Genomic DNA, 16,219 nt, shown 5'->3' on the forward strand with positions numbered 1-16,219 from the left:
CCAGTACTACAAACAAGGTCTTTGGTTTTTATGTTTCACACCACAAAAATCATAATTCCTTGTTTGTTTTCAAAAAGTCAAGATAGACTCAATAAAAAAAATGCGGGTAACTTTTTAGACAAAAGTCGTAAAAAAAGTTATCCATGTTTTTTTAGTAGTTCCCATAATTCTTTCTCCATTTCTTTTAGCTCTTTTCTCCATCTCCACTCACACTCTTTAAGTGGACTGTAAAAGTAGATTTCACTTCATTAAATTTTGCTAATCTTCGCTTCGTAAAACTCCAAAAACTTTCTATTCCATTAATGTAAACACACCTCATATCTCAGCTGAAAAGCTACGATTTTGAATAAAAAAGCAGTCTAAAAAGCTATATTTTGCGTCTATCCGCACAATAATAAGCATTCTCGGAAGCATTTTAAGGGGAGGGGGGTATATGTATATTTTGATAAGAAATAATGCGTTAATGCTACTCTGATGAGGTGCGTTAAAAGAAACGACAAAAAAAGGGTATTATATATTATTTATCTTCCATTTTAGAGACTAAAAAAGAAATAATGCGTTATGAGACCAATAACAACCGAAGCCAAACGAAAAGCCTTTAAATACTTCTGTATGGGGCTAAACAGCAAGGAAATAGCCAAGCTATTAGATTGCTCCTACCGAACGATACAAAATTTTATGAGTGCGGAAAATTGGAAAGAAAAACGCCAAACATTGAAAAAATAATGTATCTTTATAGCTCCTAAAACATAAAAACATCAACGAAATTAAAGAAATTTGCCCCTTTGGTATGGTGGTGGTAGGCGAAAGCCCCGCAACGCTTTTATGTGCGTAGGACACCTAAACCGAAAGGGCTTTAATATTACCTAAAATATAATGACAAAGAAAGAAACCGCCGTAATGATAGACGGCAAAGCAATTGATTTAAAAGCGTGGTTTACATCTAACCAGGAAAAAGGACTAACAGATACAGCATTTGATGAAGTCAAAGATTTAGGGTATATCCTAAGCGATATTATCGGGGTTTGTTCTTGTGCCTTAAACCATATAGAGGAAAATAACAGCCTAAGTAATTTTGAGAAAAGCGAAATTTTGGGAGCAAGTCCGCTAAGTGTAGCCAATGTTTTACGATTTGCACAAACGCTGATACCTCATTCCGAATTAGAATTATTAACCGATATTCAAAATTCAATCCAAGAAAAATAATTTTTATAACCTCGCTTAAAAAAGCGGGGTTATTTTTTTGAGACCTCAGTAAAAAAATACGCTGGGGTTTTTCGTTTCGTTGGAAAAAATCGGCAAAATGTCGGCAAAATCGTTAAAAGAAAAAGCGTAAAACATTTAAAATCAATGTCTTACGCTTGTTAAGTTGTAGACTCACAGGGATTCGAACCCCGACTAAATGAACCAAAATCACTTGTGCTAACCGTTACACTATGAGTCTTTGTTTGTTTTTCGTGGTGCAAATATACGGCTATTTTTAAAACCTGCAAATTTTTTCGGAAGAAAATTTTAAATTTGTCCAAAATATTTTTTAATAATTAAGGAATGAATCATTTAAATACACTCAATATCAGTTATATAACATTAAATGTAGAACTTGAAAAAAAAATCAACTTTTTTCTAGAAGAATGGAAATCGGATGGAATTACCATGACTGTACAGACATCTGGCTCTACAGGGACACCCAAAATTTTTCAGATAGAAAAGGAAAAAATGAGAAATTCGGCACAGATGACATGTGATTTTTTACACCTAGAAAAAGGAAATACTGCACTTCTTTGTCTTCCCTTGGAATATATTTCAGGAAAAATGATGATGGTAAGAAGTATTATAAGAGAACTCAATCTCATGGTAACTGAACCTACGCTCACACCATTAAAAAATCTAAAACAAAGGATAGACTTTTGTGCCATGACCCCTTTACAAGTAGAAAACTCCTTGGATAAAATTCATCTAGTAAAAAAACTCATCATTGGTGGAGCACAAGTTTCTGAATCACTCAGAGAGAAAATAAAACAGCATCTGAGTACCCATCTGCATTGTAAAGTGTATGAAACTTATGGGATGAGTGAGACCCTTTCTCATATTGCTCTGAGGGAAATTTTCCCTAAAAATGAAGTGTATTTTGAGCCTTTGCATGGGGTAAACATTACACAGGATGAAAGAGGGTGTCTCATCATTGAAGCACCACAACTTAATCCTCAAAAATTAATTACCAATGACATTGTAGAAATAAATGAGCAGGGGAGTTTCAAGTTTGTAGGAAGGGCAGACTATATCATTAATTCAGGAGGTGCTAAAATTTCTCCTGAAAGTTTAGAAAAAGAACTAAAAAAAATATTGGCTAACGAAATGTGTTTTATAGGAGTAGATGATGAAGTGTTAGGCCAAAAGTTAGTTTTGGTAATAGAAGAAAAGAATGAGAAAAGACACCAAGAAATAGAAAAAATGGTTTTTAATTTTCCCTTCCAGAAGTCTTTTCATAAGCCTAAAAACATCGTTTTTATAGATGAGATTCCTAGAACCCCCAATGGTAAGGTAAATAGAAGGGTACTTGGAGGGCTATTAGAGCCATAGGGCATTTTGCCCTCTAATTCCCATGTATGGCTTTGTTATTATTTTATTCTGCTCTCAATGCCTCTATCGGTTTTATTTTACTGGCTTTGTAGGCGGGAATAAATCCTGCCAATAAACCTGAAAATACTAAGCAGACAAAAGCTACAGCAATTAATCCGATGCCTACATTAGGGTCTTTAATAAAGTACTTTTCTAAACTATTACCTATTAAATTTAGGGTGAGTACTGCCAGTCCTACACCTATTAATCCTGAAATTACTGTAATAAATACGCTTTCTTGTAAAATAAGTGCCACAATACTTTTCGGTTGGGCACCGATGGCTTTTCTTACTCCTATCTCTTTTGTTCTTTCTTTTACTATATACACCATTATATTACTGATACCAATAATTCCTGCTAAGAGGGTTCCTAAACCTATAAACCCTACTATGAGTGTTAGTACAAACATGAAAATAAAAGTATCTTTTAGGTTTTCTGCATTATTGTTTACCCATATTGCATTATCATCATCGGGAGATACTTTATATTTAGCTTTCAGTTGTTTTTCTATTCTTTTGCTATATGCTATAGCGTCTTCTGGAGATAGTTTAGGGTTATAGGTAAGCGAAATTTGGCTCAGCGTATCCGAGTTTTTTTTCATCTTTTGTAGAGTACTTACTGGAATAGAAATGGTTCTTTCTTCCCAATCTCCTCCTTCATCAGAAAATACACCTACTATTTTAAACATGGCACCATTGATATCTATATCTTTTCCAATGGGGTTACCGTATTTAATCAAATCTTTTTGTACCAGTCTGCCAATTACCGCTACATATTTAGACTGAGCAAGGTCGCCCGCGTTAAGATAACGGCCTTCCATCACATGCCTATTTTCTATTTTCTCATCGTCTGAATTAGTGCCCGATATTTGATAAACCCCTCCCTCATTAGCATATTTTACCATTAAAGAGGTGCTGTACATGGGTGCTGCGTATTCCATATTCTGAGGTTCACGGGTACTGATTTCTGTAAAATCATCATTGTGTAGGCTGATGGTTCTATTAGATTGTAGTCCTGCAAAGGGAATAGAAGTAACTCCCCCGAAAATGGAGATTCTGTTTTTAGCATCGCCAGCAAAATTGGTATTAAAGGCATTTTGAAGTCCTGTTCCTATCCCAAAAAGAACAATGAATATAAACAGCCCTAGGGCTACCGTGAAGCCCGATAAAATAGTTCGTAACATATTATTACGAATGGAACTGAATATCTCCTGCCAGCGGTCTATATCCCACATGATAATATTATTTAGTTTAAAATTTAAGGATAAGATGGTATTTATTCCCAATATTTTAATCGATTTTTCATCTTCTCTATTAGTCGTTATTCAAAGGAAATTGTTACATTGGTTTTGAGAAAAATATCGTTGTCTCTTGTCTCTAATTAATTATCTTTGCAAAAAATAAGAAATATGTCAGAAAGAAAGATGATTACCGCCGCTTTACCTTATGCCAATGGACCAGTGCATATTGGGCATTTGGCAGGAGTGTATATACCCGCTGATGTTTATGCAAGATTTCAACGGAAAATGGGTAGAGATGTGGCGTTTATATGTGGTTCCGATGAGCACGGCATCCCCATTACTATCCGTGCGAAAAAAGAAGGCATTACGCCGCAAGATGTAGTGGATAAATACCACGAAATCATCAAAAAATCTTTTGAAGATTTAGGAATTTCTTTTGACGAATATTCAAGAACCACCTCTAAAAAACATTACGAAACGGCATCGGAGTTTTTCCTAAAAATGTATGAAAATGGGAAATTTACCGAGGAGGTTTCAGAGCAGTTTTATGATGAACAAGCAGGAGAGTTTTTAGCGGATAGATACATCGTGGGAACTTGCCCTAAATGTAGTAATGAAAACGCTTATGGTGACCAATGTGAGAAATGCGGTGCTACACTTTCGCCCACGGAACTCATTCATCCAAAATCTATGTTGAGCGGAAATGTACCGACTTTAAAACTAACGAAAAACTGGTATCTCCCGCTGAATGAATATGAAAATTTCCTTAACGAATGGATTATTGAAGGGCATAAAGAAGACTGGAAACCCAATGTATATGGACAGGTGAAATCTTGGCTTAATGATGGACTGAAACCAAGGGCAATGACCAGAGACCTGAATTGGGGCGTACCTGTGCCGCTTCCAGATGCTGATGGAAAAGTACTTTATGTATGGTTTGATGCTCCTATTGGCTATATTTCCTTTACCAAAGAATGGGCAGAGAAAAATGGTAAAGATTGGAAAGATTATTGGCAAAATGAAAATTCGGATTTAATTCATTTCATCGGAAAGGATAATATTGTATTTCACTGCATTATTTTCCCTGCCATGATGAAAGCACACGGTGATTATATTATGCCGAAAAATGTACCTGCCTTTGAGTTTTTGAACCTTGAAAATGATAAGATTTCTACTTCTAGAAATTGGGCAGTCTGGGCACATGAATATGTGGAAGATTTTCCTAATCAGCAAGATGTATTGAGATACGCCCTGCTGTCATCTGCTCCTGAAACTAAGGATAATAACTTTACTTGGAAAGATTTTCAGACCAAAAACAATTCTGAATTGGTAGGGATTTTCGGAAACTTTATCAATAGAGTAGCGGTGCTTACTAATAAATATTATGAAGGTATTGTACCGCAATACCATGATTTTGAACAAGTAGATAAGGACCTGTACAGTGAACTAAAACAATTTCCAGAGAAAATAGGTAAAAATTTGGAGGAATTTAGATTCCGTGATGCCCTTGCAGAACTCATGAATTTAGCCAGATTAGGAAATAAATATCTGGCAGATGAAGAACCTTGGAAAGTGATAAAAGATAATCCTGAGCGAGTGAAAACCCAAATGTTCTGTGCTTTACAAGTAGCAGCAGCATTGGCCTATTTTTCCGAGCCTTTCCTCCCTTTTACCGCTGAAAAAATGAAAAAAGGGCTCCACCTTGAGGATAAAAAATGGAATGAAGTGTTTGACCATTTCTTGATTCCTGTGGGACATAAGATAGATAGTATGCCGCTTTTATTCTCTAAAATAGAGGATGAAACCATTGAGGCTCAAATACAAAAATTAGAAAATACAAAAATTAATAATAAAAAAACCAACCCTAACGCAAACCCTATGAAAGAAGAAATTCAGTTTGACGATTTTACAAAAATAGACCTTAGAACGGCTACTATTTTAGAAGCTGAAAAAGTAGAAAAAGCAGATAAACTTTTGAAACTCAAAGTAGATACAGGTGTAGATGTTCGTACTGTGGTATCGGGCATTGCAGAGAGTTTTACCCCCGAAGAAATTATTGGTAAACAAGTGATGATTCTCCTGAACCTCGCACCGAGAAAAATCCGCGGCATCGAAAGCCAAGGTATGCTTCTGCTTACCACGAAACCTGATGGAAAGCTTTCCTTTGTAACACCAGAAGATAAAGTGGAAAATGGTGTGGAAATAGGGTAAAGGGTTTGGAATGTCCAGCGTAAACAAGTTTCATTATTTTGAAATCAATATATTTTCAAATGCTTAGTAAGTAGATAAAAATGAACGAACAGCAAATTCTAAAAAAAATAGAGGCTTGGGATGACCAAGATAAAATTCAGCCAATTATTGATTTTATAGAAAATCTCTCTCCCGATGAACAGACTGTAGAAGTGATGGGGGAACTGGCAAGAGCGTACAATAATTTGTATTGGAAAAATCCTACTGAGGAAAATAAAAAATACCTTGAAAAAGCCATTGCTGTTTTGCTGTATTTAGAAAAAGAGCAAGGAGATACTGCTTATTGGAACTATAGAATGGCCTATTCTCATTTTTATCTCAATAATTTAGACCAAGCACAATACTTTTTTCAAAAAGATAAAGATTTGGGAGGAAATGGTAATGATACTGAAATTTATCTCAAATGTATAGAAATAGCAAAGGAAAAAGGACTCACGGGGGTAGAAGTATATAGCGGTGGAAAGGGAAATATAGAATATCCTTTAGAACGATTTCTTAATCATCTTAAAACACATGCTCCTCGGTTGGTAGAGACGCTTTTACCTGCGGTCTCAGATACGGAAATAGCATCTTTTGAGCAAAAAATGGGTAAGAAACTCCCTGAAGACTTCGTCCAATTGCATAAAACTTTCTCAGGACAAAAAAAAGGAAGTGCAATGTTTAATCCTCAATTTCAAAGATGGGTAGCCTTTTCGGAAATAGAGGAGGTACAGGAAAAATGGATAAAAAATTTAGAGGAAACTTTCGGAAAAAACTGGCAAACCATTTCACTCAATGAGGCTTATGCGGATGTAAATGAGGTGAAAAACACGCTTTATTCTAAAAACTGGATACCCTTTTTACAAGGACAAGACTATTTGATTTGTATAGATTTAGAACCTGTAAATGAGGAAAATTATGGGCAGGTGATTTGTATCTCTTACTCTGATTATGCTGAACAATACGCTGTAGAGGTACTCTATTTTGAGCTTGCTCATTGGTTGGGAGATATTGAAAGAGGATTGTATATGGGGCTCATTACTTATGATGAAGATTTGAATATGCTCCGTTTTAATGCTACAGAGAACGCTCCTGCTTATTATACTGATGATGAAATGACCGAGCTGGTATATAGTGTAGAAAGAGAATTTGGAGCTATTTCAGAAATCATGGAGGATAATGATGATGCGGTACTAAAGTGCGATGTCTTCGTGGTGCCACCCAATGAGGATAAGGATTATTATACCCTCATTACTTCTGGTTTAGGGGCTTATAAAATGGAGATGCCTGGTGATATTCCTTACGCAGAAAATATAGAACTGGTAATCAACTTACCTGCCTCTTGGAATCCCAATAGTCATGATGAAAAAGATGTATGGGCAGTACAGTGGCTGAAAAATATAGCAGCATTGCCCATTACTTACCATACTTATCTTTCTGGGGGACACTCTATTCCTATCGGAGGGAAAATTCCTGGTACAGATTTCGTGGGCTTTGTATTGGCACATTGTTTAAAATTCGTGAAAGGAGATGAAACTCAACCAGTCATTGCTCAGCTTTCAGAAGACAAGAAGATTCATTTTTATTATCTAACTCCCGTTTTTCAGGAAGAATTAGATTATAAATTGGAGCATTCTGCAGATGCTTTATTTGATAAATTTATTGAGCATGATGTACCTTATCCCCCTGTAGTAGAAGTACTAAGACCTAATGTATGCGAAGGATATGTTCCTGATGAAAATATTCATCTTTTAGATGAAATTCAATGGGCTTTCAATGAGAATATTTATGAATCCCTCATGAATTTTTGGGATGCTGTAGTAGGGTACAATGAGAAGATGGGCAATGATTTAGAGGAGTACAATCCATTTGCTACTTTGTTTCGCTCTCCTAAGGTAAAGCTTTTATATGAGGCTTGGATAGAGAGTGAGGAACAACTATGGGAATATGAAAAACTGGTAGATACTTCTATTTTTAAAAATTCTCCGAATGAAGATGGGCTATACAAAGCAGAAATATTAGCACTTTGTGAGTCATTAGAGCCTACTTTTAATGCGATTACCATGTTATTGTGGATTCATAATTCTTTGTCTAATAAAGAATTGTATGAAAATATTTTCTTTGAAGGCTTTGCCATAGAAGGGTATGAAGAAGATGGTACGCCTGTCATTTCTCTCAAAGTAGGAACATAGAAAAACAAAAAGAGGTTACCCTGTGAGGTAACCTTTTTTTACATTTCTTGAGCGTCCAATCTTTATTTTACCGCATTTAGTGCTTTTTCATAATCAGGTTCTTGGGTAATTTCTGGCACTTGCTCTGTGTAAATTACTTTTCCCTCCTCATTAGTAACGATGATGGCTCTGGACATCAGCCCCGCCAGTGGTCCGTTTTCTATAGTTACGCCAAAATCATCTCCGAAACTACCTCTAAAATCCGATAGCGTTTCTACTTGGTCTAGTCCTTCCGCTGCACAAAATCTTCCTAATGCGAAAGGTAAATCTTTAGAAACATTGAGGATAATGGTATTTTCTACGCTGCTGGCTTCTTGATTAAACTTTCTTGCCGATGCTGCACATACGCCTGTGTCAATACTTGGGAAAATATTGAAAATTAGTTTCTTACCTTTGTAGTCATTAAGGTTTTTGTCTTCTAATTTATCATTTACCAAAGTGAAATTTTTAAGTTCGGAACCTATCGTAGGAAGTTCTCCTTTCGTGGAAATTGCATTTCCTTTTAATGTAATGTTTGCCATTTTTTAATTGTATTTGTAGATTAATAAAAAAATAATGTTTTTTTGTTTATGAAAATGTAATGACTACTGTTATTTTGTACAAAATTATCATCACATTTCGTGATTATCTAATTTCCTCATTCTTTCATCTCCTTTATTTCTTTCAGCACTTCTTCTGGTGCATCGGGGGATACTACTACAATTTGTTTGTCTTGCTGAAAACGGAGACATTTTTTCTTATGAGTAACAAGCCAAAGTTCATCCCCATTGTATAAACCGAAATACCCCAAAACACCTCCTATACCAAATGAACGAATAGCCACTGCAGAATGATGCTTTTGTATTTTTTCCATTTCTGTTATCGAAAATACATAAGATTTTAGTGCATTTTTAATGATTACCTTGTCCTCTTCTATGATAACGATAGGCTTCATAAGAAAATAATTGGCAATGATGATGATATTCAAAGCGATCGTCCCAATGATAATATAAATATTGGGAAGCCAAAATGTTATGATCCATACACTGATAATGAGGATAAGTAAAAATCCTATTATTGCCACAAAATCAGGAGCAGAAGACGGATATATTTTTTTCATATTATACGGTTTTAAGCCCTAATTTCTCGGCTTCTGTAATGACAAATTTCCGTGCTTCGGTAGGTTCATTTGGGATAATACCTTCTAAGATGGCTTCCTTAACGGCTTCTTTGAGCATACCGATTTCCCTACCTGGGCGAATATCAAAAAGCTGCATGATTTCATCACCAGAAATAGGCGGCTGGAAATTACGAATTTTGTCTCTCTCTTCCAAATCTTTTAGTTTTTGTTCTACATATTCAAAATTTTTCTGAAATTTCTTCTGTTTAGCACTATTTTTCGTGGTGATATCTGCTTTACAAAGGACGAAAAGCTTTTCAATGTCATCTCCCGCATCAAAGAGCATTCTCCTCAATGCCGAATCTGAAGCATCATCTGTAATAAGGGCAATGGGTCTAGAAGAAAGTTTGACCATTTTTTGAACAAATGCCATATCTGCACCCAATGGTAATTTCAGCCGATGAAATATTTTTTTTACCATCTTGGAGCCTAAAAACTCATGCCCATGAAAAGTCCAGCCCGTTCCCTCTACAAATTTTTTTGTAGGTGCCTTGCCTATGTCATGGAGCAGTGCAGCCCATCGTAACCAAAGGTTATCGGTATGCAAGGCAATATTATCTACCACTTCTAGAGTATGATAAAAATTATCTTTATGCCTCTGTCCATCAATTTCTTCCACGCCTTTGAGTGCTAAAAGTTCGGGGAGAATATACTCTAATAATCCTGCTTTATGGAGGAGGTGAAGTCCTATGGAAGGTTTTTTTGCCATCATGATTTTGTTAAACTCTACCATGATTCTCTCCATAGAAACTATTTGTATTCTTTCTGCTTCTGTAATAATGGCCTGAAAGGATTTCTCTTCAATGTCAAAACCTAAAATGGTAGCAAATCGGATGGCACGCATCATTCTAAGCGGGTCATCAGAGTAAGTCTGTCTTGGTTCTAATGGTGTAATAAGTAGCTTATCTTCAATGGCTTTGAGTCCATTAAAAGGGTCTATGAGTTCTCCGAAATTAGATGGATTAAGGGAAATTGCCATGGCATTAATGGTGAAATCTCTCCGCTTTTGGTCATCTTCTATGCTTCCCGTTTCCACAGCAGGTTTTCTTGAGTTTTCTGAATAGCTCTCCTTTCTAGCTCCTACAAATTCTAGTTCCGCATTTTTATATCGGAACATTGCCGTACCGAAATTCTTAAAAACCGAAACTTTTATTTTGGGATCTATTTTCTGTGAAATTTTTTGTGCTAACTCAATACCCGAACCTTCCGTAACGAAGTCAATATCCGTAGGTAAACCTCTTTTCATGATGAGGTCTCTCACAAAGCCCCCCACAATATAGACCGACTGATGCTCTGTATGAGCAATGCTTGAAATTGTTTTGAATAGCTTAAAATATGGATTTTGTATAAGGTCTATTTTCTTCATAATATCTTAGCAAAGATAAGAAATGCCATGAAAATACCATCTAATAATCTATTATGAATTTTGGTAAACCATAAAAATAGCAAATGAGAGATTTTACATCAGAACTGATATACAAAACATCCCGTAGCAGTGGAGCAGGTGGACAAAATGTAAATAAGGTAGAAACGGCAGTAACAGTAATTTGGGAGATACAAAAAAGTACTTTTTTCTCAGAGGAAGAAAAACAAAGAATACTGATGAAACTGAAAAATAGACGAAATGCAGAAGAGAAAATACAGCTTACAGCTTCCGAAGCCAGAACACAACTCCAAAATAAGAAAATAGCCACCCAAAGGCTCATGGAGTTAGTGGAAAAGGCATTATTGGTTCCTAAAAAAAGAGTAAAAACAAAACCTTCTAAAATACAGATAGAGAAAAGATTAAATGCTAAAAAAAGACTTTCTGAAAAGAAAGAAAACCGAAAGTTTAGATATTAATTTTTATTAAAAATCTTTATTTTTGCCCTACTTTAAACTAGAAAAACATGATTTTAGAAGAAAACAGTTCCATGATTTTTTTTGTACATGCTAAGAGAAAATATAACTTGAATTGTTATTTTTTGTAATTTTATCCTTAAATATTCCTTATGAGAAAAATTCTACTGAGTATAAGCATTGCATTGTCGCTGGTATCGTGTAAATCGGTTTTGCAAGTTGCTCATGTTGAGAAAAATAAAAACACCAATATTACAGATACTATTCCCTCGGACAAAAAAGTAGAGGCATTCATCTTACCATATAAGACCGACTTAGAGAAGCATATGACCGTAAAACTCTCTTATTCTCCTATAGAACTGACAAAAATGGGAACCAATAGCCATCTAGGAAATCTATTGGCAGACTATATGTACGAAGCAGGAAATGAATGGCTGATGAAAAATCATCAAAAACCTGCTGATGCTGCACTGCTCAATATTGGAGGTATCCGAAACTCTATAGATAAGGGAGATATTTTGGTACGAAATATCTTTGAGGTCATGCCTTTTGAAAATGAAGTGATTCTTGTAAAATTCAAAGGAAAAGATTTGGAGGGGCTATTCCAGTATTATGAAAAGACACAAAAAAATAATCCTGTATCTAGACTGAATATTGAAGTAAAAGATGGAAAACTCACTAAAGCATGGGTAAATGGACAGCCTGTACACCCAGAGCAGGATTACTATATTGTTACTTCAGATTATTTAGCTTTGGGAGGAGATAATATGTCATTTTTTTCTAAAGGTGAACATATTGCTACTGGAATAAAGCTGAGAGATGTTTTTTTAGAAAAATTTAAAGCAAATCATCCACTGAAATTTGGCGAAGTGGAACAAAGATTACTTTTCCAAAATAATACTAAATAATAGAATATGAATAGAAAAGAGTTTTTGAAAACCATTTCCGCAGGGACATTAGGATTAGGATTAATGCCCAGCATGGTTCTGGGGAATGACCATTTTCTTTTGGATACCAAACTAAAAGCAAAAAAAATCACCATTCTGCATACCAATGATCAGCATAGCCGTATAGAACCTTTTGAGGCAACCAATGCAAAAAATCCCAATCAAGGAGGATTTGCAAGGAGGGCAAGCTTAGTACAGCGGATTCGGGAGCAAGAAAAGGCAGTTTTACTCCTAGATGCAGGAGATATTTTTCAGGGAACCCCTTACTTTAATTTTTATGGCGGTGAGGTAGAGTTTAAGCTGATGTCCATGATGGGATATGATGCAGCTACTATGGGAAATCATGATTTCGATAATGGATTAGAAGGCTTTAAAAAAGTGCTTCCTCATGCCCAGTTTCCTTTTATATGCTCTAATTATGATTTTAAAAATACCATTGTAGAAGGGCTTACCCATCCGTATAAAATATTTAATAAGAATGGAATAAGAGTAGGCATTTTAGGCGTAGGTATTCAGCTGGAGGGCTTAGTAGGAAAAAAACAATACCAAGAAACACAGTATTTAGACCCGATAGAAATGGCCCAGCATTATGCAGATTTCCTTCGGAAAGAAAAAAAATGTGACCTTGTGATTTGTCTTTCTCATCTTGGTTTTGACTACAGAAACAATCCTAAAAAAATATCAGATAAAGTACTTGCCAGTGCTACACAGGGGATAGACCTCATCATTGGTGGGCATACGCATACTTTCCTAAAAGAACCCGTGATGCTTACCAATAAAGCAGGGAAAACCGTGCTGGTAAATCAAGTGGGCTGGGCAGGACTGTACTTAGGAAGAATAGATTTCTATTTAGATAAAAATCATCAAGTTTCATCTTTTGCTTGGAATACTCAAGTAATTGATAATAATATCATTGTATAGCTTATGTTAAAAAAAATCATTATGGCCATTGGCTTGATTCCTATATGGTCATCGGCACAAAATATCAGTTCTAAAAAATGGAAAGACCTCTTTTCATACAATAATGTACTGAAAATAGTGGAGGACAATGGAACCTTAGTGGCGGCTACTGAGAATGGAATATTTTTTTACCACCGAAGCTCAGGAGAAATTAATAAAATATCTAAAGCCAATGGACTTCATAATGTAGATATTACCGCCTTTGATTATAACCCTGTAACCAATGTAGGGTTGATTGGCTATCGTGATGGCTCATTAGATGTTATTAAGAAAGATGAAATTACTTTTGTGGTAGATATTCCTATTGCTCAAGGGTTTAATGGAGATAAAAAAATTAATCATATCTATATTGATGGAGATAGAGCGGTAATTTCTGTAAACTATGGCGTATCTATTTTTGATTTAAAGAAAAAAGAATTTGCCCAGTCGGCATTCTTTAATAATGGTGGAAATTTTACAGCAGCACATGAATCTGTTATTCAGAATAACATCGTTTTTACAGCAACAGATTTTGGGCTAAGAAATCATGAAATCAATGTAACATTCCCTGTTTTTGACCAATGGGGTACTACACTGACAGGAAACTTTAACCAAATAGATGCGAAAAATGGTGTATTCATCGCAGGAAATCAAAATCAAGTATTTTTCGGTTCTATTAATGCAGGTTTTTTCCTCTTTCCTTTGGCATATCAGTCCGTTAGAGATGTAGCCTTTACCTCAGATGGTTTCCTCATCACCGAAGAAGATAAGGTACATGCCTATACCAGCAATGGACTAGCAGCAGGAACTTATGAGCTGGAGGAAAAACTGAATACGGCTATTTCTGTAGGGGGAAAGATGTATGCAGGTACTGTGGTAAGTGGAATTATAGATGCGGATAAACGAAAAATTAAACCCGATGGCCCATTCAGTAATCGTTCCTATAAAATGGAACTGATAGGAGATAAAATATGGGTCTCTTCTGGCTCTAGAAAAGACAGATACAATGGTGCTCAGCCCGATGCCCGAAATTTAGGTTTTTATTTTTTCAATGGAAATCAGTGGAGCTATGCTTCTTATTTCTCTCAAGAAGATACTCCGCGTATGAATGTTTTAGATGCCGTCCCGAACCCTGCCAATCTTAATGAGGTATTTTTTACCAATTATTCTGAAGCTACAGGACAGGGCATTTATAAAATGAAGTACCAAGATGGTAATAAAGACTTTACACTGGAAAAATATTATGAAACCACCTATGCAGGTGTGTTCGTTAATCGTCCTGTAGGATGCACTTTTGATACTCGGAATCAGCTGTTCTGTACCGTAGCTTTTATGTCTCGTGATGGCAATACGGCTCATGCAGGATTATTGGCTTATGATAAAGCGAGTGATAGTTTCTTACCACAATCTTTCCTTATTTCTCAAGCTGCCCAAAAGCCTTTGGCATATGATGAAAAACTGTGGGTACCACTGCCTAGAACCAATCATCTCATGGTCTATGACCACAGGAATACGCCTACCAATTTCTCTGATGACCAAAAAAACATCATTGCAGAGCAAAATGGATTACCTACTAACTCTAACGGCGTCCTTGCCATTGCCATAGATAAAAATGAGGATGCATGGATAGGTACCAACTCTGGACTTAGAGTACTCAGAGATGCTGCTGAAGCGGTAAAACATACTTCCCCTACGGTAGAAAACATCGTAATTACCCAAAATAATATTGCTGAAGAACTCTTCAGAGACAGTGAAATTAACCAAATAGCAGTAGATGAAGGGAATCATAAATGGATCAGTATAGAAGGCGGAGGGGTATATTACCTCAGTGCTGATGGAGAAAGAGTAATCAAACATTTTACCAAAGAAAATTCACCATTACCTACCAATTCGGTTACCGATATTAAGATAGATACGCAAACAGGGACGGTCTATTTCGTTACTTTTAATGGGATAGTGGCTTACCAAGGAGATGTGGGCGAAGTAAATAGCGGTTTCGGAAAAGTATTGGTATATCCTAACCCCGTGGTAACTGCTAATTTTAGTGGGAAGGTAACCATCCGTGGACTTGCCCAAAAAACGAATCTCCATATTACGGATGCCGCAGGGAATGTGGTGCATTCAGCGGTAGCAAGAGGAGGGTATTACGAATGGGATCTGAATAATATGCGGGGCAGAAGGGTAGCATCGGGCGTATATTTCGTGCTGATGACTAATGAAGATGGAACAGATAAGGCCACTGCGAAAATAGCGGTAATCCACTGATGGAGGTGTTTCACAGCTTTGTATTGTCCTATATTAAATACAAAGACCACGATGCCATCCTCAGATGCTATACCTTAGAGAAAGGCTTTCAGAGTTTTTATATCAAAGGAATTTATGCCCCTAAAAACAAGAAAAAAGCCTACCTCAGTCCTTTAAATCCGCTTAAAATTACCGTTAATCATTCGGTAAAGAATCATTTAGGTATCATCAGAAACATAGAATTTACTTATCCCGAAGTGGCATTGCCAGAATTTCGGATGGCTTCCGTGCTGTTTTTCATTGCCGATTTTCTTTGTCAAGTATTGCCTCATGAAACCGAAAACCCTGATTTGTACAGCAGAATTGTCCGTTTTTATCATCACCTCCACGAAGGCAATTACCAAAGTCATTTGATATTTTTAGTAGAGTTTTTAGAAAATCATGGACTGGCTCCTGCCCTTACAGAGGGCGAATTTTTACATCCAGAGATGGGATATTTTAGTCCTATAGCAGAAGGAGCGAGTTTTTCAGCCAAAATTTCAGGATACTGGAGGGCAATACTCACGGCAGAAGATGCCTACACGGTAATGATTCCCTCAGAAGACCGCAGAGCGTTTTTAGAAGCCCTTCTTTACTACTATCAATACCATTTTCCCAATTTTAGCATTCCAAAATCACTAGAAATTTTATACGAAATGGTATAATGTAAAATCATATTCCTTTATCCAGCTACAGAAATGGTTTATTTACAATAGTATTTTGTAAGATTGAG

General features: G+C 36.1%; 14 protein-coding genes, 1 tRNA gene and 1 pseudogene. 10 read left to right on the top strand and 6 right to left on the bottom strand.

Going from position 1 to position 16,219, the window contains the following annotated elements:
- Nucleotides 1-137: 137 nt before the first annotated feature.
- Nucleotides 138-307, bottom strand: a pseudogene (locus HMPREF9699_RS11465) (IS1595 family transposase); the annotation flags it as partial.
- A gap of 254 nt (nucleotides 308-561) precedes the next feature.
- On the opposite strand from HMPREF9699_RS11465, the gene HMPREF9699_RS11085 reads away from it, so the two are divergent.
- Together HMPREF9699_RS11085 and HMPREF9699_RS07310 are read left to right on the top strand one after the other, a co-directional pair.
- Nucleotides 562-726 carry a helix-turn-helix transcriptional regulator gene (locus tag HMPREF9699_RS11085; protein ID WP_002663713.1) on the top strand — a complete coding sequence of 55 codons (165 nt, stop codon included), beginning with the start codon at nucleotides 562-564 and terminating at the stop codon, nucleotides 724-726.
- A 150-nt stretch (nucleotides 727-876) separates the two neighbouring features.
- On the top strand, nucleotides 877-1,206 hold the full coding sequence (locus HMPREF9699_RS07310; RefSeq protein WP_002663714.1) for a hypothetical protein: 330 nt from the start codon (nucleotides 877-879) through the stop codon (nucleotides 1,204-1,206).
- Between the two features lie 166 nt (nucleotides 1,207-1,372).
- Here HMPREF9699_RS07310 and HMPREF9699_RS07315 read toward each other — a convergent pair.
- Nucleotides 1,373-1,444: transfer RNA gene (locus tag HMPREF9699_RS07315), tRNA-Gln, on the bottom strand.
- A gap of 104 nt (nucleotides 1,445-1,548) precedes the next feature.
- Here HMPREF9699_RS07315 and HMPREF9699_RS07320 point away from each other — a divergent pair.
- Nucleotides 1,549-2,580 carry an AMP-binding protein gene (locus HMPREF9699_RS07320; RefSeq protein ID WP_002663719.1) on the top strand — a complete coding sequence of 344 codons (1,032 nt, stop codon included), beginning with the start codon at nucleotides 1,549-1,551 and terminating at the stop codon, nucleotides 2,578-2,580.
- 43 nt (nucleotides 2,581-2,623) lie between these two features.
- On the opposite strand, the gene HMPREF9699_RS07325 is transcribed toward HMPREF9699_RS07320, so the two are convergent.
- Nucleotides 2,624-3,853 carry an ABC transporter permease gene (locus HMPREF9699_RS07325; protein ID WP_002663722.1) on the bottom strand — a complete coding sequence of 410 codons (1,230 nt, stop codon included), beginning with the start codon at nucleotides 3,851-3,853 and terminating at the stop codon, nucleotides 2,624-2,626.
- A gap of 174 nt (nucleotides 3,854-4,027) precedes the next feature.
- Here HMPREF9699_RS07325 and metG point away from each other — a divergent pair, with 174 nt between their 5' ends.
- The gene (gene metG / locus HMPREF9699_RS07330; protein ID WP_002663724.1) at nucleotides 4,028-6,070 is read left to right on the top strand and encodes a methionine--tRNA ligase; all 2,043 of its coding nucleotides are present in this window, start codon (nucleotides 4,028-4,030) and stop codon (nucleotides 6,068-6,070) included.
- Nucleotides 6,071-6,150: 80 nt separating this feature from the next.
- Entirely contained in the window at nucleotides 6,151-8,280 is a 2,130-nt protein-coding gene (locus HMPREF9699_RS07335; protein ID WP_002663725.1) for a suppressor of fused domain protein, read from the top strand.
- 62 nt (nucleotides 8,281-8,342) lie between these two features.
- Here the strand turns inward: HMPREF9699_RS07335 and tpx are convergent, their stop codons facing one another.
- The 3 genes from tpx to HMPREF9699_RS07350 all read right to left on the bottom strand — a co-directional run bounded on the left by tpx (nucleotide 8,343) and on the right by HMPREF9699_RS07350 (nucleotide 10,844).
- Nucleotides 8,343-8,840 carry a thiol peroxidase gene (gene tpx, locus HMPREF9699_RS07340; RefSeq protein ID WP_002663728.1) on the bottom strand — a complete coding sequence of 166 codons (498 nt, stop codon included), beginning with the start codon at nucleotides 8,838-8,840 and terminating at the stop codon, nucleotides 8,343-8,345.
- A 116-nt stretch (nucleotides 8,841-8,956) separates the two neighbouring features.
- Entirely contained in the window at nucleotides 8,957-9,418 is a 462-nt protein-coding gene (locus HMPREF9699_RS07345) for a PH domain-containing protein (protein ID WP_002663730.1), read from the bottom strand.
- Between the two features lies 1 nt (nucleotide 9,419).
- A complete protein-coding gene (locus tag HMPREF9699_RS07350) occupies nucleotides 9,420-10,844 on the bottom strand; it encodes a CCA tRNA nucleotidyltransferase (RefSeq protein WP_002663731.1) in 1,425 nt (474 codons plus the stop codon).
- A gap of 83 nt (nucleotides 10,845-10,927) precedes the next feature.
- On the opposite strand from HMPREF9699_RS07350, the gene arfB reads away from it, so the two are divergent.
- From arfB to recO, 5 genes are all read left to right on the top strand, one after another.
- Entirely contained in the window at nucleotides 10,928-11,320 is a 393-nt protein-coding gene (gene arfB, locus HMPREF9699_RS07355; RefSeq protein WP_002663732.1) for an alternative ribosome rescue aminoacyl-tRNA hydrolase ArfB, read from the top strand.
- 149 nt (nucleotides 11,321-11,469) lie between these two features.
- Nucleotides 11,470-12,225 carry a 5'-nucleotidase C-terminal domain-containing protein gene (locus HMPREF9699_RS07360; RefSeq protein WP_002663733.1) on the top strand — a complete coding sequence of 252 codons (756 nt, stop codon included), beginning with the start codon at nucleotides 11,470-11,472 and terminating at the stop codon, nucleotides 12,223-12,225.
- A gap of 6 nt (nucleotides 12,226-12,231) precedes the next feature.
- A complete protein-coding gene (locus HMPREF9699_RS07365; protein ID WP_002663734.1) occupies nucleotides 12,232-13,185 on the top strand; it encodes a bifunctional metallophosphatase/5'-nucleotidase in 954 nt (317 codons plus the stop codon).
- 3 nt (nucleotides 13,186-13,188) lie between these two features.
- Nucleotides 13,189-15,468, top strand: coding sequence for a type IX secretion system anionic LPS delivery protein PorZ (gene porZ, locus HMPREF9699_RS07370; protein ID WP_245946024.1), 2,280 nt, complete (start codon nucleotides 13,189-13,191; stop codon nucleotides 15,466-15,468).
- Nucleotides 15,468-16,151, top strand: coding sequence for a DNA repair protein RecO (gene recO, locus HMPREF9699_RS07375; RefSeq protein WP_002663736.1), 684 nt, complete (start codon nucleotides 15,468-15,470; stop codon nucleotides 16,149-16,151). The genes porZ and recO overlap by 1 nt, the downstream gene beginning before the upstream one ends.
- The last annotated feature ends 68 nt before the right edge of the window (nucleotides 16,152-16,219 follow it).

The organism is Bergeyella zoohelcum ATCC 43767 (genome assembly GCF_000301075.1).
Lineage (GTDB): Bacteria > Bacteroidota > Bacteroidia > Flavobacteriales > Weeksellaceae > Bergeyella > Bergeyella zoohelcum.